The organism is Ramlibacter algicola, assembly GCF_016641735.1.
In the GTDB taxonomy this organism is placed as follows: domain Bacteria; phylum Pseudomonadota; class Gammaproteobacteria; order Burkholderiales; family Burkholderiaceae_C; genus Ramlibacter; species Ramlibacter algicola.
This window is the reverse complement of sequence record NZ_JAEDAO010000001.1, coordinates 453737-473243: the sequence shown is the minus strand read 5'-3', so window position 1 is coordinate 473243 and position 19507 is coordinate 453737. Positions and strand designations below refer to the sequence as shown.

Here is a 19507-nt window from a genome sequence, read left to right as displayed (position 1 = left end):
GGCGGTCAGGCGCGGACGCTGGCGAGCCAGGCGTCCGCTTCCGCGGCGGAGCGCAACTCGATCCAGCGATCGCTGCCCTTCGCGCGCTCCGCATCGCAGAGCGCGCGAAACTGCCGCCGCTTCGGCCCGTGCATCGTGAGCACCCACCACAGGATGGATTCTCGCGAGCAGAACGCCAGCCGCAGGCTTTCGCGGTTGGTGTTCCACAGCAACTCGCGCCGCCACGCCCGACGCAGCGTCCGTGCCAGCACGCGCCACCACACGGCCGCGAACGGCAGGTCGAGCCAGACGATGGCCGTCGCTTGGGGCCAGACGACGTCGCGCACCTGCGAGTAGTTGCCGTCGACCACCCAGCGATCGCCGGTGAGCGCGCTCGCAACGACAGCGCGGAACTCGTCGCGAGGCCGCGGCGTCCAGGCGGGCAGCCAATGCAAGGCATCGAGCTCGACGTGGGCGCTGCCGAGGCGTTCAGCCAGCGCGGCGGCCATCGTGCTCTTGCCCGAGCCGCTGATGCCGACCACGACCACGCGATCGAGCGGCGGCCCGCTCATCGCTTCGCAGCGGCCGCCCTGGGCTTCTTCGGTTTGGGCAAGGGCAGCGCGTCCGCGGTGACCAGCAGTGCGCGCCGCCACAGCGGCGGGTCGTCGAGCAACAGGTCGGCCTGGATGTGCGCCTTGGCTTGCGGATACGGCGCGCCGCCCGGCAGGTCCGGCAGCAGCGCGCGGCCTTCGGCCGTCGGCTTGAGGAACACGCGGTTGTCGCAGACGAAGGCGGAGACCTTGCCGTCGACGTAGAGCGCGTACTCGCCGAACATCCTCTTGGTCGTCACACGCGCGCCAAGCCCCGCCTGGTCGCACACGTACTGCACGAAGCTGGCGTCAGACGCCATGGCCGTGCATCTGTGCCCACAGGCGAACCGGTGTCAGCGGCATCTCCAGGCGCGGTGATGCGGCCGCATGCCCGCCGCGCGCCAGCGCATCGGCGACCGCGTTCACCACGCAGGGCGTCGCGCCGATCGTGCCGAGCTCGCCGACGCCCTTCACGCCCAATGGATTGTTGGAGGACGGCGTGGCTTCGTCCATCTGCGTGCGGAACTCGCACGCGACGATGTCCGCGCGTGGCGCGGCATAGTCCATCAAGCTGCCGGTGATCGGTTGCGCGCTGTCGGCGTCGTAGACCATCTGCTCCAGCAAGGCCTGTCCCAGCCCCTGTACCGCGCCGCCATCGAGCTGGCCGCGCACGATGGTGGGGTTCACCACGCGGCCGACGTCGTTGACGCTGCTGTACGCCACCACCTGCGTGGTGCCGGTGTCCGGATCGATCTCGACTTCGCAGATGTGGCAGCCGTTGGGCCAGCTCGGCCCCGCCACCTTGGTCGTGCTCTCCAGGAAGATGCGTTGCTGCGGCTGCTTCTGCGCGACCTGCGCCAGGTCGATCGCGAGATCGGTGCCGCGCACCAGGAAGCGGCCGCCGCGGTACTCGACGTCCTCCGGGCTTGCTTCCAGTGCCTGCGCCGCGAGCCGGCGCGCCTCGTCGAGCGTCTTCTCGGCGCCTTCGCGCAGCGCGGAGCCGCCGGTGAACAGCGAGCGCGATCCCGCACTGCCGAAGCCATCGCCGCGGTCGGTGTCGCCCAGTACCACGCGCACGCGATCCATCGGCACTTCGAACACGTCCACCACCAGTTGCGCGAGCGTCGTCGCGATACCCTGCCCCATCGCGTTGACGGCGGAGAACACCTCGATGATCCCGTCAGGCTGCACGCTGACGGTGACGCGCTCTTCCAGCGCGTTGCCGCCGGTCCATTCCAGGAACGTCGCGATGCCCAGCCCGCGCAACTTGTTGCGCGCGCGGCTCTCGGCGGCACGCGCGCCGAATCCATCCCAATCGGCCTGCGCCAGCGCCTGGTCCATCACGCGCTCGAAGCGCCCGACGTCGTACACCTGCCCCATCGGGTTCGTGTACGGCATCTGCCCGGGACGGATGAAGTTGCGGCGGCGCAGCTGCACGCGGTCGATGCCCGACTGGCGCGCGGCTTCGTCCATCAGCCGCTCCATGGTGAAGATCGCTTCCGGCCGCCCGGCACCGCGGTAGGCGCCGGTCGGCGCGGTGTTCGTCATCGCCGCGCGGAAGTGGAAGTCGATCAGCGGGATGTCGTACACGCTGGTCTGCACCCAGGGCCCGATCAGCAACTGGATCGCGACGCCGGTGCCGGTGGCATACGCGCCGACGTTGGCCAGCGAGTCGACGCGCAGCGCGAGGATCTTGCCGTCGGCCGCGAGCGCGAGCTCCGCGTGCGTGCGGATGTCGCGCCCGTGGTTGGACGAGACGAACTCCTCGCTGCGGTCGGCGGCCCACTTCACCGGACGCTTCACCTGCCAGGCGCAGTACGCGAGCGCGACGTCCTCGGGATACGCGCCGGTCTTCATGCCGAAGCCGCCGCCGACGTCGCCGACGGTCACGCGCACCTGCGCCGGCTTGAGCCGCAGCGTGTCGCACAGCACGGTGCGCACGCCCGAGGGCATCTGCGTGCTCATGCGGATGGTGAGGCGGCCATCCTCGGCCACCCAGGCCAGCACGCTGCGAGGCTCCAGCGCGAGCGCGGCGACGCGGTGGTTGCGGATGTCCAGCTTGACCACATGCGCGGCCGACGCGAACGCCTGCTTCGCCTTCTCGAGGTCGCCGTAGCGCGTCTCCGCCGCGATGTTGTCGGGCGCCTCGTCGCAGAGCGCCACCGGTGGCTGCTCGGTCGCCTGCACGGGGTCGGTGACGGCGGGCAGCTCCTCGTACTCGACCCACAATGCCTCGGCCGCATCACGTGCCTGCTGCAGCGTCTCGGCCAGGACGACGGCGACCGGTTCGCCGACGAAGCGCGCGCGATCGTGCGCAAGCGCAGGCCGCTTGGCCGATGCGCACGGGCTGCCGTCGGGCCGCTTGAACGCGACGTTGATTGGCAACGGCTTCACGCCGGCCTCGACGAGATCGGCGCCGGTGACGACCAGCGCGACGCCGGGCATGCCGCGCGCCTGCTCGGCGTCGAAGCGCGCGATGCGTGCGTGCGCGTAGGGCGACCGCACGAACACCGCACGCAACACGCCCGCGGGCTGGTCGTCGTCGGTGTAGCGGCCCCGGCCCTGCAACAGGCCTTCGTCCTCGATGCGCTGCACGGCGCGGCCGCTGCCGAATCGGGCGGCCAGCCCGGTGGGATCGTCGCTCATGGAACTCCTCGCGTGGCGGGCGCCCATTGTGCCCACGCGCCGGAATCAGCGCGCTGCGCTCGGGCTTGCCAGCCGCTCGGCCATCCAGCGCAGCAGGTCGATCCACATCTGGCCCATTTCGGCCTCCAGCGGCGTGCGCAGCGCGTTGGCAGTTCGACCGGACCCAGCGCCGGCTCAAGCCTCGTCCTTCTCGCCCGGTTCGTACAGCGCTTCGCGCCCCATGCGATCGAGCACCAGCTCGGCGGTCCAGGGCAGCATCAACGAGCCGCAGCGGCTGTCGCGGTACAGCCGTTCGAGCGGCAGGTGCTTCATCATGCTCTGGCCGCCGCAGGTGCGCAGCGCCAGCCGCGCGAGGTCGTTCGCGCCTTCCATCACCGTGTATTGCGCGGCATAAAGGCGCAGCCGTTCGTCCCTGGTCGGATTCGGCCGTGCCTCGCGGATGGCACGCAGGAAGATCGACTTCAACTGCTCCAGCTGGATGCGCATCTGCGCCACCGCGACCTGCTTGGTCGGGTACATGCGCCGCTTGACCGGAGGCTCGCCGGGCACTTCGCCGCGCAGGTACTGCACCGTGAAGTCGTACGCGGCGTTCGCGATGCCCAGGTACGTCGGCGCGAGCGTGAAGAACATCGCCGGCCAGGTCTGCGCGCCCTTGTAGTACACGCCGCGCGGCATCAGCTGCTCGTCATCGGGCACGAACACCTCGCTGAACGTGAGATTGCGGCTGACGGTGCCGCGCATGCCCAGCGGATTCCACTCGCCGCTGATCGCGAAGCCTTCGCTGGTGGCGGGGACGGACAGGTACAGCGTGTCGCGCGGATCGGGCTTGTGGTCCGGCCGGTCCTCGGTGCACAGGATGCCGTAGTAGTCGGCCGCGCCCGAGAGCGACGCGAAGATCTTGCGGCCATTGACCACCCAGCCGCCGTCGACCTTGCGCGCCGTGGTGCCGAACGGCGCGCGACCCGCGGCGGCGGCGCTGCCCTCCGAGAACGGCTGCGCGTAGATGGCGCCGTCCTGCACGACGCGGCGGAAGTGCAGCTCGCGGCGTCGCGCATGCTCCGCGCGCTCGGCGTCGGTCATCGGGATGCCGTCGGCCAGCACGCCGGTCCACATCGTGGAGCAGATGTGCATGTTCCACGTCAGCGCCGTGACGCCGCAGAAGCGCCCGATCTCGGCGGCGACCATCATGTAGGTCGCATAGTCGGCGCCACCGCCGCCGTGGTCGCGCGGCACGCACAGCGCCAGCAGGCCGGCGTCGCGCAGGTCGTCGTAGTTGGGGAACGGGAAGCTGGCGGTCTCGTCCCACTGCGCGGCGCGCGGCGCGAACCTCGTCTTCCCGAGTTCGTGCGCGAGCGACAGGAACGAGCGCTGCTGCGCGGTGAGGTCCGTGTCGCCGACGGCCGGCGTGAATCCGAGATCCGTGATCGCGCCCATGCGTTCGCCCTCCCCTAGTGCAGCAGCTGCCGCGGCAGCGCCAGGAAATTGAGCACCGCGGCGTCGAACTCGTCCGGCGCCTCCAGGTTCTGCAGGTGGCCGATGCCCGGCAGCTCGAGGTACGTGCTGCCCGCGATCGCGCCGGCCATCTTCTTCATCACCGCCGGCGGTGCGTTCTTGTCGTGCTCGCCTGCGACCAGCAGCGTGGGCACGTGGATGCGCTGCAGGTCCGCGCGGCGGTCGAAGGTCACCAGCGCCTCCAGCGCGCGCCGGTACGTCGACGGGTTCACGCCGGCCATGCAGTGTCGGGCCAGCCGCACGCCTTCAAGCAAGGACCCGGGCCCGACCATCTGCGGCACCAGGACCTCGGCCAGGTCCGCCATCGACTTGCCGGCGTCCAGCGGCGCGGTGCGCTCGGCGATGAACCGTCGCTGCCAGTCGCCGTCGGGCTTGCCGAAGGAGGGCGAGGTGCCGCACAGCACCAGGCGGCTGACCAGCTCGGGGCGGCGCGCGACGACCTCCTGCGCGACCATGCCGCCCATGCTGTGGCCCACCAGCACGACGTCGCCGCACTGAAGGCTTTCGATGAGGTTCACGCAGGCCTGCGCCAGGCCCTTGAACGTGTACGGCTCGATCGGCGCGCTGTGGCCGTAGCCGGGCATGTCCCACGCAACGGCGCGGTAGCCGAGCGACGCGAAGGTCTCGACCTGCGGCGCGAACGCGAGGTGGCCCCCGCCGATGCCGTGCAGCATCAACACCGTCGGGCCGGAGCCCAAGGCGCTGAACGTCGGGCAGACGCTCATCCGAGCACCTTGCCGGCGTCGACCACGACGCTGCCGTCCAGTTCGATCGTGCAGCCGCGCAGCGGCAGGTCGAAGTGGCCCAGCGTGTGGCGGCCCGCGACTTCGTTGGCGCCGGTGCTGTAGAGGAAATTGCCCTCGAACGCGCGCAGCTCGGTGCCGTTGAAGTCGCGCTTGTCGTACAGCGCCATGCTGTCCCAGCGCGCCGCCGGGTTCAGGCCGTAGCCGACGTGGCTGACCGCATACGCCTCGCGATCGCCCCAGGCCGCGATGTAGCTGCGCATGAGCTCGGCGTCGACGCCGCTGCCTTCGATGCGCGCGACGTAATCGGACTCCACCGTGAGCGTGATGGGCTGTTCGATGTAGCGCTTGAAGGTGAGGTTGACGTCGCCCGGTGCGAGCACCAGCCGCCCATTCACGCTGCCCGCCTTCGGGAACGCCAGCGCCAGCCCGCCGGGCCAGTGCGTGATGGTGCCGGGCTTGGTGGTGTAGCCCCAGTTGCCGCCGGCCGCCGCGCCTTCGAGCGAGATGGTGAGATTCGTCCCTGTCGGCGAGGTGACGCGCATGCTCTGAGCACCCCGAAGCCGCTTCACGTGCGCTTTCACCCTTGACTCCATGGAGCCATCGTCCGAAGGGGCCAGCCGGGCCAATGCTTCGGGGTGTTCGTTGCTCACATAGAGGACCCGCGCACCCCCTTGGAGGATCGTGGGGAGTTCAGGCGCATGCATCAGACCTTCGACCGTGCAATCCACCACCAGCGTGCTCGCCGCGAGAGCGGCCACCGCGGGTGCGATGCCTTGCAGCGCATCGGACGCACCGGTGGAACGGATCGGCGGCAGGCCTGGGCGGAACGGTGTCGGCAGGGTGAGGGTGAATGCGCGTGCCCCCATGCGAGCCGACGCCAGTTGCGCCAGCTGCACGAGCACGGGGCGGCTCTGGCTTTCGGCCAGCACCGCCACGGTGTCACCGGGCTGGACGGCGCAGCGCCGCAGCACGAGTTCAAAGGCCTGCAGCCAGGCGGGGTCGAAGGTCTCCTGCACCATGGGTCGCGCGTTTTGGTCCATACTACATGAATATTCATGCATTGAAGCTGATGAGCCGCACGGCCGCCCCGAAGGCGATTCCACCCGCAGTGCATGGCGCTGAGAGTGTGTTGACGCCCCCACCGCCCCGCAAGGCCCAGCCGCCCGCTTTCTCCCCGACCGAGTTCCGTTCGGCGCTGGGCATGTTCGCGACGGGGGTGACCATCGTGACGGCGATGACGTCCGAGGGCAAGCCGATCGGGCTCACGGCGAACTCGTTCAACTCGGTGTCGCTCGATCCGCCGCTGGTGCTGTGGAGCCTGGCGCGCGCGGCAGCGTCGCTGCCCGCGTTCAGCACCGGCTCGCACTACGCCATCAACATCCTCGCGGCCGACCAGAAGCAGCTGGCCGAACGCTTCGCGCGCCGCGGCACCGACCGCTGGGCCGGCCTCGAGTACCAGCGTGGCAGCGGCAACGCGCCGTTGCTCGATGGCGCGCTGGCCACCTTCGAGTGCTACAACCGCAGCCGCTACGAGGAAGGCGACCATGTCATCTTCGTCGGCGAAGTCGAGCGCTGCACGTGGCGCCCCGGCGCGGCGCCGCTGCTGTTCCACGGCGGCCGGTTCTACACCGAGCTGCCGCTGTAGGCCCGATGGCGCAAGAGCGGTTCGTCGACAACTACCTGGGCTACCTGCTCGGCCAGGCGAACCACGCCCTCTACAAGGAATTCGATTCGCAGGTGCGCGCCCGCGGGCTCAGCTCGATCGAGTGGCGCGTGCTGGCCACGCTGCATGACAGCGAGCCGCTCACCGTCAGCCAGCTCGCGCACGAGATCCTGTCCAAGCAGCCCACCGTGACCAAGCTCGTGCAACGCATGGCCGACCAGGGCTGGGTCGCGCTCACCGCCGATCCCGCCGACCAGCGCCGCACGCTGGTGTCGGCCACCGCCGCCGGCCGCCGTCTCGTGAAGCCGCTGGTGGAAGCGGCCAAGCAGCACGAGGCGCGCATCCTGCGCGCGCTCGGCGCCACCGAGAAAGTGGCCCTGCGCAAGCTGCTGGAGAAGATCACGCAGCACGCGTGAAGAGCCGGGGCCGTTAGCATCGGCCCCGATGACGGAGCGCAAATCCCACCTCGACGGCCTGGCCATCGGCCTGTTGCTCGCCTGCTGCCTGTTCTGGGGCTTCCAGCAGATCCTGATCAAGACCACCGTCGGCGAGGTGCCGCCCCTGTGGCAGGCGTCGCTGCGCTTCGCGGGCGCGACGGCGCTGCTCGTGTTGTGGTGCGTGGTGCGCCGCGTGCCGCTGTTCGACCGTGACGGCACGCTGCGCGCGGGCCTGTTGGCCGGCGTGCTGTTCGCCGCCGAATTCAGCTGCATCTACCTGGGCCTGCGCGACACGACGGCGTCGCGCCTGACCGTGTTCCTCTACACCTCGCCGTTCGTGGTGGCCGTGCTGCTGCCGCGCTTCGTGCCGACCGAGCGCCTGCGTGGCGCGCAATGGGTCGGGCTGGTGATCGCGTTCGCGGCGGTGGCCGTCGCCTTCAGCGAGGGCTTCACCGGCGAGACGACCGCGCGCCAGTTGCGCGGCGATGCGATGGCACTGGCCGCCGGCACGCTGTGGGGCCTGACCACGCTGGTGATCCGTGCGTCGTCGCTGGGCAAGGCGTCGGCGGAGAAGACCTTGTTCTACCAAGTCGCCGTGACGGCGTTGGTCGCGCCGCTGTTGTCGCTGGCGCTCGGGGAGACCTGGTCGCTCGCGTACTCGGCGCACGCCTGGGGCTCGCTCGCCGCGCAGACCCTCGTCGGCGCGTTCGCGAGTTACCTGGTGTGGATGTGGATGCTGCGGCACTACCCGGCGACGCAGATGTCGTCGTTCACCTTCCTCACGCCGGTCTTCGCGCTGGTGTTCGGCGTCGCGCTGCTGAGCGAGCCGCTGACGCTGCAACTGGTGCTCGCGCTCGCGGGCGTCGCGGCGGGGATCGTGCTGGTGAATCGCCGGCCGAACTGACCCGTCGTCCCCGCGGAGGCGGGGACCCATCGCTTCCATCTTCCAGTCGCGGAGGACGAAAGCGATGGATTCCCGCCTTCGCGGGAATGACGGGACGCTAGCCGATCCCCATCTGGTGCGGCTTGCGCATGTCCTTCACGACTGCGGCGGCCTGGTCGGCGGCGGCGGTTTGCTGTTCCTGCGCGACGCGCTCGAAGTACACGCGGCGGAAGTGCGACAGCGCGGCGTCCGATGCGATCGCCTGCAGCTCGAACGTGGGATCGGTGTCGATCACCACCTGCTGCGCCTCGATCAGGTGCTTGTCTTCCATGAAGCCCTCGATCAGGCTCTGGTGCAGCGAGCGCGAGACGTTGTGGTCCTCGCCCTCGTAGTTGTTCAGGTAGGTCCAGAAGAAGTGCGTGCTGCGCTTCGTCTCCGGCGTCATGAACTGGCAGTTGCGGTACTCGCGCGTGCCTTCGCGGTTGCCCTTCTCGCTGCCGCTGCCCGCGGGCGAGAACATCGACTCCAGGAAGAAGATGCCCGGCACGGTCATGTGGCCGATGTTGCGGCGATCGACGTGCTGGTCCTTCTCCGCGGCGGGCAGCACCTTGCGATGGAACGGCGGCGGCGGCGCATCCATGTGCCAGCGCTCGACGCGAAAGCCATCGGCCAGGCGCTCGATCGCCACCGGCTTGGTCTTGTACGCGTACTCCTCGGAGCCACCCAGCGTCTTGGTGTGCACGAAGGCCAGGTGCGCGAAGTCGGACAGGTTGTCGACGATCAGCAGCCAGTTGGCCTTGTAGTGCATGTAGTCGGGAATGCCCTTCCACTGCCGATCGCGCAGGTACGGGAAGTCGATGATCTTCGCGGGATCGGCCTGGGCCGGGTCGCCCATCCAGATCCACACCAGACCGTCCTTGGACTCGACCGGGTAGCTCTTGACGCCCAGCTTGGCGGGGACGGTGTCCTGGCCCGGGATCTGGACGCACTTGCCGCTGGGATCGAACTTGAGCCCGTGGTACATGCAGCGCACGCAATCGCCTTCGCGGCGGCCCAGGTGGAGCGGGACGCCGCGGTGGCAGCAACGGTCCTGCAGCGCGACGACCTTGCCGCTGTCGCCCTTGTAGAGCAGCACCGCCTCCTCGAGGATCGTGCGCGACAGCAGCTTGCCGTCGATCAGCTCGTGGTCCCAGGCGGCCACGTACCAGCAGTTCTTCAGGAACATCGGGCACCTTTCGCGCGGCCGGACTGCCGCCGCATCGGGCCATCCTAGCGCCCGCTCGCCCCGCGGTCATGCGGGCGTGCCCGAGGGTCAGGCAGCGAGGCGCTCCTTGGCCAGCGCGATGTACCAGTCCATCGCCGCCGGGTTGGCCATCGCCTCCCGATTCACCACCTTCTCGACCGGCTGGCCGAGCAGCAGCTTCTTGACCGGCAGCTCCTGCTTCTTGCCCGACAGCGTGCGCGGCACCTCCGGCACCTGGTAGATCGCGTCCGGCACGAAGCGCGGGCTGACCGATGAGCGGATGGCGGCGCCGATGCGCGCCCGCAGCGTGTCGTCCAATTGCACGCCGGGGCGCAGCACGACGAACAAGGGCATCCAGCTCTCGCGGCCCAGGTACTCGAGGTCGACGATCAGCGAATCGAGCACCTCGGGCAGCGCTTCGACGGCGGAATACAGCTCGCTGGTGCCCAGGCGCAAGCCGTGCCGGTTGATGGTGGCGTCGCTGCGTCCGTAGATCACGCACTGGCCGTCGCGGCCGATGCGCAGCCAGTCGCCATGGCGCCAGATGCCGGGCCAGGTGTCGAAGTACGAAGCCAGGTAGCGCTGGTTGTTCGGGTCGTTCCACAGGTAAAGAGGCATCGACGGGATCGGCCGCGTGCACACCAGTTCGCCGACTTCGTCGACCACCGCCTGACCGCTCTCGTTCCACGCCTCCACCGAGCACCCCAGCAGGCGGCACTGCATCTGGCCGGGCACCAGCGGCAGTTCGCGGTTGCCGCCGACGAAGGCGCCGGCGAAGTCGGTGCCACCGGAAATGTTGGACCACCACATCTTGGGCGTGCCCAGCTTGGCGAACTGGCCGTCGATCCAGCGTTGCACGTCCTCCGACAGCGGCGATCCGGTGGTGCCCAGCGCACGCACGCTGCGCAGGCCCGGGAGGCGCGACAGGTCGACGTTGGCCTTCATGCAGTTGGCGAAGAAGGCCGCGCCGGCGCCGAAGAAGGTCGCGCCGACCTCGGCACCGAAGCGCCACAGCGTCGTCCAGTCCGGCGCGTCCTTGGAGCCGCCCGGGTTGCCGTCGTACAGGCAGCAGGTGGTGCCGTTCAGTAGCCCCGCCATCTGCGCGTTCCACATCACCCAGCCCGTCGAGCTGTACCAGTGGAAGACTCGCCCCAGGTGTTGGGGTGGTAGCTGCAACCAAGGTCGCTGTGCAGCACGGTGTGCGCCAGCATCACCAGCAGGATGCCGCCCTGCCCGTGCACGATCGGCTTGGGCAGGCCGGTCGTGCCGCTCGAATAGACGATCCACACCGGATGGTCGAACGGCAGCCAAGTGGGCGTGAACGCATCGACCTCGGCGCCGCCACGTGCGACGGCATCGTCGAACCACGCGTCGCATCGCAGCCGGCTCGGCGAGCCGCCGCGATCGAGCACGTGCAGCCCCACGACGTGCCGCACGCTCGGTAGCGCGTCGCGCAACTCGGCGACGACGGCGCTGCGGTCGTGGTCCTTGCCGCCATAGGTCACGCCGTCGCAGGCGATCAGCACCTTCGGCTCGATCTGGCGGAAGCGGTCGAGCACCGCGTTCGTGCCCATGTCGGGCGCGCAGATGCTCCACACCCCGCCCAGGCTGCTGACCGCCAGGAACGCGACCATCGCCTCCGGCACGTTGGGCAGGTAGGCCGCCACCCGATCACCCGGGCGCAGCCCCTGCGCCTTCAGGTGCAGCGCCAGCGACGCGGCTTGGCGGCGCAGCTCGGGCCAGGACAGTTCGCGGTGCAAGCCGCGCTCGTTGCGACTCACGATGGCCGGGAAGCCGGCGGCGTGAGCCGCTTCGACGTGGCGGAACACCTGCGCGGCGTAGTTCACCTGCGCGCCAGGGAACCACTGCGCGCCCGGCATGCGCGCATCGGCCAGCACAGCCCGGTACGGCGTGGGCGAGGCGATGCCGAAACAATCCCAGATGCTGGCCCAGAACGCGTCCAGGTTCTCCACCGACCAGCGCCACAGGGCGCCGTAGCTGTCGAAGGACAGGCCGCGCTCGCGCTCGAGCCACTCCTGGTACAGCCGGATCTGGGGAACGCGCGGAGGAAGGCGGTCTTGCATGCCGTCAAGCGTACCGGCGCTGCTGCGCTGCCGCAGCCGGGGTTTGCACGGCGTGGACAAGCGATTGCACCCGCGCCAAGCAGGGGGATCGCCTTTTCGGACGATCGTGCTAAAGTGCGCCGCATGGACGCCAAGACCCAGAAAGCCGAGCTCACGCGCGCCGCCATCGTCGGCGCCGCGATGGAGCTGGCTGGCCGCGAAGGGCTGGAGTCGCTCACGGTGCAGGCCGTGGCCGACAGCGTCGGGCTGTCCAAGAGCGGCGTGTTTTCGCGCATCGGTTCATTGGAGACGCTGCAGAAGGCGGTCATCGACGAATGGGGCCGTCACTTCCTGGACGACGTGTTCGTGCCGGCGATGCAGCAGCCCAAGGGCCTGCCGCGGCTGGAAGCGATCGTGCAGCGCTGGATCGGGCGCACCCGCGACGTCGAGACGCGCACCGGCTGCATCTTCTCGGCCGGCGCCTTCGAACTGGACGACCGCGAAGGTCCCCTGCGCGACCACCTGCACGGCGAGGTCGTGCGCTGGCGCGCGGCGCTGCGGCGCAGCGTGCTGCAGGCCATCGATGCCGGCCACCTGCGCACCGACACCGACCCGGAACAACTGGTCAGCGAGCTCTACGCGCTGATCCTCGTGGAGATCCACGACGCCCGATTCCTGCGCGACGCCCGGGCGGCGGACCGCGCCCAGGCGACCTGGCAGCGGCTGCTGTCGACGTACCGCGCCTGACATTCCAGGAGACAAGACCTTGCCCCCCCCGTTCACCCGAATTTCGCACAAACGTGCGAAGAAAGGACCCGAGATGCTGATGATCCTGCTCCTGGCCGCCGCTTATGGCGGCTGGCGCGCCGCCCGCGCGGCGATCGAATCGCTGCGCGACCTGCCGCGCAGCAACGACGACATGGTGTTCTTCTGAACGGAGTGCGCGCCATGACCCGCAGCACCACCGCCGACGCCGCGACGGCGTTCTACCGCCCCACGCCGGGCATGCGCCTGTCCCGCCTCGCCTTGCGCACGACCCAGCGGCTGTGGCCGTCGCTCGCCGTGCGCGTGGCCTTCCGCGTCTTCGGCACGCCACTGCCGCCGCGCTGGCTGCGCCGCGCGCCCCGGTGGGGCGACGGCTGGCAGCAGCAGGCCTGGCCGTTCGAGGACGGCGGCCTGACGTTGTACGAGCCGCGCCGCGAGGACGACGGCAGCCCCGTCGTGCTGCTGGTGCACGGCTGGGGCGGGCAGGCCCACCAGCTGCTCGCGCTGGCGCAGGCGATCGACCGCGCCGGACTGCGCCCGGTGCTGGTCGACCTGCCCGCGCATGGCGCGAGCGCGGGAAGCGCCAGCAACCTGCCGCAGTTCGCACGCGCCGTCGAGTACGTGGCGGCGCGCCTGCAGGCGCAAGGTCGCGTGCTGCACGCGGTGGTCGGCCACTCGCTCGGCGCCAATGCGGCCGCGTATGCGTCGGCCCGCGCGATGACGGCGCCCAGGCTGGTGCTGCTGGCCCCGCCGGCCTCGGCGCGCGACTACACGCGCTTCTTCGCCCAGGTGTTCGGCCTGTGGGAGTCGACGCGTGCGGCGCTGCAGGCGTACATCGAGGCGCGCGAAGGGGTGCTGATGGCGCACTTCGAACCGCCCGCGGTCGGCCCGCGCATCCGCGCCGCGACGTTGGTGGTGCACGACCGCCAGGACCGCGTGAACCCGTTCGCGCATGGCGAAGCCTTCGAGCGCGAGATCTGGAATGCGAGGCTGGTCCCGACCGAAGGCCTGGGCCACCGCAAGCTGCTCGCCGACCCTTGCGTGGTCGAGGAAGTCGTCGCGTTCCTGCGCACCGCCTGACGATCGTCCCCCGCGTGCTTGGCGGCGCCGCGCGCGCCGCTTAGCATCGCCGCACTTCAACAAATCGAGGAGCGGAGATGGGACTGTTCGCGTGGACGGAGAAACCGGGCCAGGTGCTGGCGCAAGGCGGCGTGATCGCGCCCGACGAGCGCCTGCCCTGGCTGCAGACGGGCGCGATGGGCGTGCAGCACGTGATCGCGATGTTCGGCGCCACCGTGCTGGCACCGCTGCTCATGGGGTTCGACCCCAACCTCGCGATCCTCATGAGCGGCATCGGCACGCTGGTGTTCTTCCTGATCACCGGCGGTCGCGTGCCCAGCTACCTGGGCTCCAGCTTCGCCTTCATCGGCGTGGTGATCGCGGCGACGTCCTATGCGGGCAAGGGACCGAACGCGAACATCGCGCTGGCGCTGGGCGGCATCATCGCCTGCGGTTTGGTGTACGCGGTGATCGGCGCCATCGTGCACGTCGCAGGCACGGGCTGGATCGAACGGCTGATGCCGCCGGTGGTCACCGGCGCCGTCGTCGCCGTGATCGGCCTGAACCTGGCGGGCGTGCCGATCAAGAACATGGCGGCCAGCAACTTCGATTCATGGATGCAGGTCGTCACCTTCGTCAGCGTCGCGCTGGTGGCCGTGTTCACGCGCGGCATGGTGCAGCGGCTGCTGATCCTGGTCGGCCTGATCCTCGCCAGCGTGATCTACGCGGTGCTGGCCAACGGCATGGGCCTGGGCAAGCCGATCGATTTCTCCGGCATCGCCAACGCCGCCTGGATCGGCATGCCGGCCTTTGTGGCGCCGCAGTTCACCGGCCAGGCCATGCTGCTGATCGCGCCGGTGGCCATCATCCTGGTGGCCGAGAACCTGGGCCACATCAAGGCGGTGACCGCGATGACGGGCCGCAACCTCGACCAGTACATGGGCCGCGCGTTCATCGGTGACGGCGTCGCGACCGTGATCAGCGGTGGCGCCGGCGGCACCGGCGTGACGACGTACGCCGAGAACATCGGCGTGATGGCCGCCACCAAGATCTACTCGACGGCGGTGTTCGTCGTCGCCGCGCTGATCGCGATCCTGCTCGGCTTCTCGCCCAAGTTCGGCGCCGTGATCCAGGCGATCCCGCTGCCGGTGATGGGCGGCGTGTCGATCGTCGTGTTCGGCCTGATCGCCAGCGCCGGCGCGAAGATCTGGGTCGACAACCGCGTCGACTTCTCCGACAACCGCAACCTGCTGGTGGCCGCCATCACGCTGGTGCTGGGCACCGGCGACTTCACGCTGAAGTTCGGCGGCTTCGCGCTCGGCGGCATCGGCACCGCGACTTTCGGCGCGATCCTGCTGTGGGCCCTGCTGGGCCGCGGCCGCGGCACCGGGTCCATGGTCGCCGCCGGGGACGCGCCGGTTCGCTGATCGGGGCCGCGCTGGCGCGCGGAGTCTCGACGCAGAGGACGCAGAGGACGCAGAGGGAAGACAGAGAGCAAGAGAAATTCAACATCTCTTGCTCTTCTTCCTCTGCGTCCGCTGTCTTCCCTCTGCGTCCTCTGCGTTGAAGCCTTCAGCGGAGCGCCGTCAGGCGCGACTGGCGCCCCTCAAGACGACTGCGCCTCGTCCAGCTTCTTGCTCTTCCAGTACACGTCGTCGCCGCCGTCCATGCGGTTGAGCACGCGGGCCAGCACGAACATCAGGTCCGACAGGCGATTGAGGTAGCGGCGCGGCGTGTCGCGCAGCGTCTCGGCGCGGCCAAGCGCCACGACGGCGCGCTCGGCGCGACGCGCGACGGTGCGGCACACATGCGCTTGCGAGGCCGCGCGCGTGCCGGCGGGCAGGATGAACTCCTGCAGCCTGGGCAGCTTGGCGTTGTGTGCTTCGAGCGCATCGTCGAGCACCGCGAGTGCCTCGGCCTTCAGCAGCTCGAAGCCGGGGATCGACAGCTCGCCGCCCAGGTTGAACAGCTGGTGCTGGATCTCCACCAGCAAGTCGCGCACCTCCGGCGGCATCGGCTCGCACAGCAGCAGGCCGATGTGCGAGTTGAGCTCGTCCACGTCACCCATCGCCTGCACGCGCAGGCTGTCCTTGGGCACCCGCGTGTTGTCGCCCAGGCCGGTGGTGCCGTCGTCGCCGGTGCGGGTGGCGATCTGCGTCAGGCGCTTGCCCATGAATGCGTTCTCCTGCTGCGCTCGTGGCGGTTGTGCGGATTGTCCCACCTGCCCCGCGGCGCGACGCCTACTGCCGGGCCGCGGGGCGCGTTCCACGATGGCTGGATCGCTGGAGCCTGCCATGCACCGACGCTTCTCCTACCGTCCCCGGCCGCTGATGATCCTGCTGGCCATCGTGCTGTGCCTGATCGCGACCACCGCGTTCGCGCAGGTGCGCCGCATGGGCGCCGCGCCCGCGCCGAAATCGCCGGTCACGAGTGCCGCACCCTCGCCCTCCGGACTGACCAGCGGCGCGGCGCCCGGGCTCACCGCGGGGATGCCGTCCGCCAGCGGCATCACGAGCGGCAGCGCCGCCTTGCCGGCCGGCACGCCGGCGGCCTCGGGGCTGACGTCGGGAACGGCCGGCGCCGCACCGGGCATCGTCACCACCAACCCGGCGCCCGACACGACCGTGACCACCACCCGCGGCAGCACGCGTGGCGTCGTCGTCCTGCCCCCGGTAGCGACTGCACCCGTCGACGGCTCGCTGCCGGCGAACGCTGCGGCCAATGCCAACGCCAATGCCGCGGCGGCCGCGGGCGCCGGCGCAGCGCCGACGTCCGGCGGCACGCCCTCCGTCGACACCCGCGTCGCGGGCGGGCCGATGTCGCCGCTGCAGACCGCGCAGGTGTTCGCCCAGGCCGATGCCGACGCCGACGGTCTGTTGACCCGCGCCGAAGCGCTGCGCCTGCAGGTGGTCACCATGTCCTTCGACGACATGGACACCAACCGCGACGGCGTCGTCTCGCGCTCGGAGTACGACGACAGCCTGCGCTGAGCGTCCGGGAGGCCGGCGTACACTGGGCCGGCAGGAGACCGCCCCATGAACGCCCCCACGCAGCTGTCGCAACTCATCCCTGAAGTTCACCAGCGGCCCGTGCCGGCCGCGATGCTGGACGCACTGGCCGCCCGCTTCGGCGCGCAGTGTTCGACCGCGATGGCGGTGCGCGAGCAGCACGGGCGCGACGAGTCCGCGTTCACCACCGTGCCGCCACCCGCAGCCGTCGTGTTCGCCGAGAGCACGCAGGACGTCGCTGATGCGGTGGCGCTCGCGTCGCAGCACGAAGTGCCCGTCATTCCGTTCGGCGTCGGCTCTTCGCTCGAAGGCCACCTGCTCGCGGTGCAGGGCGGCATCAGCATCGACGTGTCGCGCATGAACAAGGTGCTCGCGGTCAATCCCGAGGACCTCACCGTCACCGTGCAGGCCGGCGTGACGCGCAAGCAGGTCAACGAGGAGATCAAGAGCACGGGACTGTTCTTCCCGATCGACCCGGGCGCCGACGCCACCATCGGCGGCATGAGCGCGACGCGTGCATCGGGCACGAACGCCGTGCGCTACGGGACGATGCGCGAGAACGTGCTGGGGCTGGAAGTCGTCACGGCCAGCGGCGAAGTGATCCGCACCGGCACCCGCGCGAAGAAATCGTCGGCCGGCTACGACCTGACGCGCCTGATGGTCGGCAGCGAAGGCACGCTGGGCATCATCACCGAGGTGACGCTGCGGCTGTACCCGATCCCCGAGGCGATCTCGGCCGCGATCTGCTCCTTCCCGAGCATCGAGGCCGCGGTGCGCACCGTCATCCAGGTGATCCAGCTGGGCGTGCCGATCGCGCGCGTGGAGTTGATCGACGCCAACAGCGTGCGCATGGTCAACGCGCACAGCAAGCTGGGGCTGCGCGAGGAGCCGATGCTGCTGATGGAGTTCCACGGTTCGCCCGCCGGCGTGAAGGAGCAGGCCGAGACCGTGCAGGAGCTCGCCAGCGACCATGGTGGCAACGCGTTCGAATGGGCGACCACGCCCGAGGAGCGCACGCGCCTGTGGACCGCGCGGCACAACGCGTACTTCGCGGCGATCCAGTCACGCCCCGGCTGCCGTGCGATCTCCACCGACACCTGCGTGCCGATCTCGCGCCTGGCCGACTGCCTGCTCGATTCGGTCGCCGAAGCCGATGCGAGCGGCCTGCCCTACTTCCTCGTCGGCCATGTGGGCGACGGCAATTTCCACTTCGGCTACCTGCTCGACCCGGACGACCCGCGCGAGCGCCAGGTCGCCGAGCAGCTGAATCACCAGCTGGTGGCGCGTGCGCTGCAACTCGGTGGCACTTGCACCGGCGAGCACGGCGTGGGCCTGCACAAGATGGATTTCCTGGTGACCGAAGCCGGCGCCGGCGCGATCGACATGATGCGCACCATCAAGCGCGCGCTGGATCCGAAGAACATCCTGAACCCAGGGAAAATCTTCGCCCTGTAGCGAGTCGCTGCGCTTCCCCTGGTTTCTGAACACAGAGGACGCGGAAAGGGGACAGAAGCGCAGAAGGATCCATCAAGGAATTCTTCTGTGGCTTCTGTCCCCTTTTCCGCGTCCTCTGCGTTGAAGCCCGCGAGCGCCAGCGAGGCGGAAGACTCAGCGCCCGAACAGTCCCTTCAGCACCGCGCCCGCGGCACCGGCCGCGCCGCCCAGTCCCTCGACCGCGCCCTGCACCGGGTCGGCCGGCGCGCCGGGTTGCTGCTGTTGCTGTTGCGGCTCTTGCTGCGCGGTGGCGGTGTCCTGTCCCAGCATCGCCATCGTGCTGGCCTTGACGCGCACGCGCACCGCCCACTCCGGCGCCCAGGCGGCCTTGGGATCGGCGGGGCGCGGCGGGTGCGCGAAGTTGCTCTCGCTGCCGTACGCCATCATCCGCGTCATGGCGCCTTCGGAGCCCGCGAAGATCCCCTTGGGCACCGCGCAACTGGTCACGTCCGGCTTGAGCAGCACCGACTCCTTCACCCAGCGATCGATGGTCGCGTTGGGCAGGTAGTCGAACAGGCCCATGCCGGTGTCGCCGGTCTCGGCGCTGGACCACAGCACCAGGTCGTCGCCGACCTGCCCCATCGCCTGCAGGTAGTACGCGCGCGCGTTCGGCACGGTCTTCCACGACAGCGGCACGCTGTCCTTGACGTCGCCCTTGGCCTGCAGCTCGATGGCGGGCATCAGGTCCTGCGCCGCGGCCAGCGTGAAGCGCATGGACGCCGGGATGCCCTCGCCCTGGATGCGGTGCTCACCCACCAGCGAGCTGTCGCGCGCCAGTTGCACGTGGTTCTTCTCGTTCGGGTACAGCGCGTATTGCGGCGTCACGCGCGCACCGCGATCGGGCGCGTAGCGGCCCGCGAAGGCGGCGGCGTAGTCGGCCGGGTTGCCACGGGCCAGGTCGATCACGCGCGGCTGGCCCTTGCGCACCTCGGCGCCGCAGCCCCAGTACACCAGCACGCGGCCCTTGGGCTTCTCGCGCGGCATGTCCTGCGCGGTGCCCGGCTCGCCTCGCGGCGTCGGCTCCACCTTGGGTGGCACCAGCGGCAGGCTGTCGCCCATGCGCATGCCGGCGGGGATCAGCTGCTGCGCCTCCTGACCCGGGCGCAGCGTGTTCAGCAGCGCAATGTCCAGCACTCGCGGCGGCATCACGGTGAGCCCGCGCGCCTGGCCGTAGGTGGTCGCGGCGTCGCCACCGCGGCCACCACCGAACATGCCCCCCATCGCGCCCATGCCTGCCGGTAGTTCCGGCATGCCGGCCATGCCGCCGGTGGACACGTCCATCCACAGTTGCACCTTGGGCGGCTTGACGTTGCCCTGCGCGTGCGCGCCAAGTGCGGAGGCCGCGACGGCGGCGAGCAGGGCCGGCTTGAACAGGGGTCGCATGGGGGCTCCTCGTTGTGGCTTGTTGGTTGGCCGAGT

17 protein-coding genes and 1 pseudogene are annotated in these 19507 nt (G+C 70.0%); 8 read left to right on the top strand and 10 right to left on the bottom strand.

Annotated features, from left to right (window positions below; translation table 11 throughout):
* Positions 1 to 5 precede the first annotated feature (5 nt).
* The 6 genes from I8E28_RS02295 to I8E28_RS02270 all read right to left on the bottom strand — a co-directional run bounded on the left by I8E28_RS02295 (position 6) and on the right by I8E28_RS02270 (position 6492).
* Positions 6 to 551, bottom strand: a complete 546-nt coding sequence (locus I8E28_RS02295) for an AAA family ATPase (RefSeq protein ID WP_200786232.1) — start codon at positions 549 to 551, stop codon at positions 6 to 8.
* Positions 548 to 889 carry a TfoX/Sxy family protein gene (locus I8E28_RS02290; protein ID WP_200786231.1) on the bottom strand — a complete coding sequence of 114 codons (342 nt, stop codon included), beginning with the start codon at positions 887 to 889 and terminating at the stop codon, positions 548 to 550. The genes I8E28_RS02295 and I8E28_RS02290 overlap by 4 nt, the downstream gene beginning before the upstream one ends.
* On the bottom strand, positions 879 to 3215 hold the full coding sequence (locus I8E28_RS02285; protein WP_200786230.1) for a xanthine dehydrogenase family protein molybdopterin-binding subunit: 2337 nt from the start codon (positions 3213 to 3215) through the stop codon (positions 879 to 881). Before I8E28_RS02285 ends, I8E28_RS02290 begins: the two co-directional genes overlap by 11 nt.
* A gap of 174 nt (positions 3216 to 3389) precedes the next feature.
* On the bottom strand, positions 3390 to 4649 hold the full coding sequence (locus tag I8E28_RS02280; RefSeq protein WP_200786229.1) for an acyl-CoA dehydrogenase family protein: 1260 nt from the start codon (positions 4647 to 4649) through the stop codon (positions 3390 to 3392).
* A gap of 14 nt (positions 4650 to 4663) precedes the next feature.
* Positions 4664 to 5452: an alpha/beta fold hydrolase gene (locus tag I8E28_RS02275; RefSeq protein ID WP_200786228.1), complete on the bottom strand. Its 789-nt coding sequence runs from the start codon at positions 5450 to 5452 to the stop codon at positions 4664 to 4666.
* A complete protein-coding gene (locus I8E28_RS02270) occupies positions 5449 to 6492 on the bottom strand; it encodes a 2,5-dihydroxypyridine 5,6-dioxygenase NicX family protein (RefSeq protein WP_200786227.1) in 1044 nt (347 codons plus the stop codon). Before I8E28_RS02270 ends, I8E28_RS02275 begins: the two co-directional genes overlap by 4 nt.
* 110 nt (positions 6493 to 6602) lie before the next feature.
* On the opposite strand from I8E28_RS02270, the gene I8E28_RS02265 reads away from it, so the two are divergent.
* Genes I8E28_RS02265 through I8E28_RS02255 form a run of 3 tightly spaced genes read left to right on the top strand, consistent with a single transcriptional unit; the run spans position 6603 to position 8477 of the window.
* Positions 6603 to 7118 carry a flavin reductase family protein gene (locus tag I8E28_RS02265; protein ID WP_239027167.1) on the top strand — a complete coding sequence of 172 codons (516 nt, stop codon included), beginning with the start codon at positions 6603 to 6605 and terminating at the stop codon, positions 7116 to 7118.
* A 5-nt stretch (positions 7119 to 7123) separates the two neighbouring features.
* Complete coding sequence (locus tag I8E28_RS02260; RefSeq protein ID WP_200786225.1) at positions 7124 to 7552, top strand: MarR family winged helix-turn-helix transcriptional regulator; 429 nt, start codon at positions 7124 to 7126, stop codon at positions 7550 to 7552.
* Positions 7553 to 7580: 28 nt separating this feature from the next.
* Positions 7581 to 8477: a DMT family transporter gene (locus I8E28_RS02255; RefSeq protein ID WP_200786224.1), complete on the top strand. Its 897-nt coding sequence runs from the start codon at positions 7581 to 7583 to the stop codon at positions 8475 to 8477.
* A gap of 97 nt (positions 8478 to 8574) precedes the next feature.
* On the opposite strand, the gene I8E28_RS02250 is transcribed toward I8E28_RS02255, so the two are convergent.
* Both I8E28_RS02250 and I8E28_RS02245 read right to left on the bottom strand, forming a co-directional pair.
* Entirely contained in the window at positions 8575 to 9681 is a 1107-nt protein-coding gene (locus I8E28_RS02250) for an aromatic ring-hydroxylating oxygenase subunit alpha (RefSeq protein WP_200786223.1), read from the bottom strand.
* Between the two features lie 87 nt (positions 9682 to 9768).
* Positions 9769 to 11783: pseudogene (locus tag I8E28_RS02245) on the bottom strand (acetoacetate--CoA ligase).
* Between the two features lie 123 nt (positions 11784 to 11906).
* Here I8E28_RS02245 and I8E28_RS02240 point away from each other — a divergent pair.
* The 3 genes from I8E28_RS02240 to I8E28_RS02230 all read left to right on the top strand — a co-directional run bounded on the left by I8E28_RS02240 (position 11907) and on the right by I8E28_RS02230 (position 15013).
* Positions 11907 to 12509, top strand: coding sequence for a TetR/AcrR family transcriptional regulator (locus tag I8E28_RS02240; RefSeq protein WP_200786222.1), 603 nt, complete (start codon positions 11907 to 11909; stop codon positions 12507 to 12509).
* A gap of 201 nt (positions 12510 to 12710) precedes the next feature.
* Positions 12711 to 13607: an alpha/beta fold hydrolase gene (locus I8E28_RS02235; protein WP_200786221.1), complete on the top strand. Its 897-nt coding sequence runs from the start codon at positions 12711 to 12713 to the stop codon at positions 13605 to 13607.
* Between the two features lie 77 nt (positions 13608 to 13684).
* Positions 13685 to 15013 carry a solute carrier family 23 protein gene (locus I8E28_RS02230; protein ID WP_200786220.1) on the top strand — a complete coding sequence of 443 codons (1329 nt, stop codon included), beginning with the start codon at positions 13685 to 13687 and terminating at the stop codon, positions 15011 to 15013.
* Positions 15014 to 15192: 179 nt separating this feature from the next.
* On the opposite strand, the gene I8E28_RS02225 is transcribed toward I8E28_RS02230, so the two are convergent.
* The gene (locus I8E28_RS02225; protein ID WP_200786219.1) at positions 15193 to 15759 is read right to left on the bottom strand and encodes a cob(I)yrinic acid a,c-diamide adenosyltransferase; all 567 of its coding nucleotides are present in this window, start codon (positions 15757 to 15759) and stop codon (positions 15193 to 15195) included.
* A gap of 121 nt (positions 15760 to 15880) precedes the next feature.
* On the opposite strand from I8E28_RS02225, the gene I8E28_RS02220 reads away from it, so the two are divergent.
* Both I8E28_RS02220 and I8E28_RS02215 read left to right on the top strand, forming a co-directional pair.
* Positions 15881 to 16576 carry an EF-hand domain-containing protein gene (locus I8E28_RS02220; protein WP_200786218.1) on the top strand — a complete coding sequence of 232 codons (696 nt, stop codon included), beginning with the start codon at positions 15881 to 15883 and terminating at the stop codon, positions 16574 to 16576.
* Positions 16577 to 16621: 45 nt separating this feature from the next.
* Complete coding sequence (locus tag I8E28_RS02215) at positions 16622 to 18049, top strand: FAD-binding oxidoreductase (RefSeq protein ID WP_200786217.1); 1428 nt, start codon at positions 16622 to 16624, stop codon at positions 18047 to 18049.
* A gap of 153 nt (positions 18050 to 18202) precedes the next feature.
* On the opposite strand, the gene I8E28_RS02210 is transcribed toward I8E28_RS02215, so the two are convergent.
* On the bottom strand, positions 18203 to 19471 hold the full coding sequence (locus I8E28_RS02210) for a hypothetical protein (protein ID WP_200786216.1): 1269 nt from the start codon (positions 19469 to 19471) through the stop codon (positions 18203 to 18205).
* Positions 19472 to 19507: the final 36 nt, after the last annotated feature.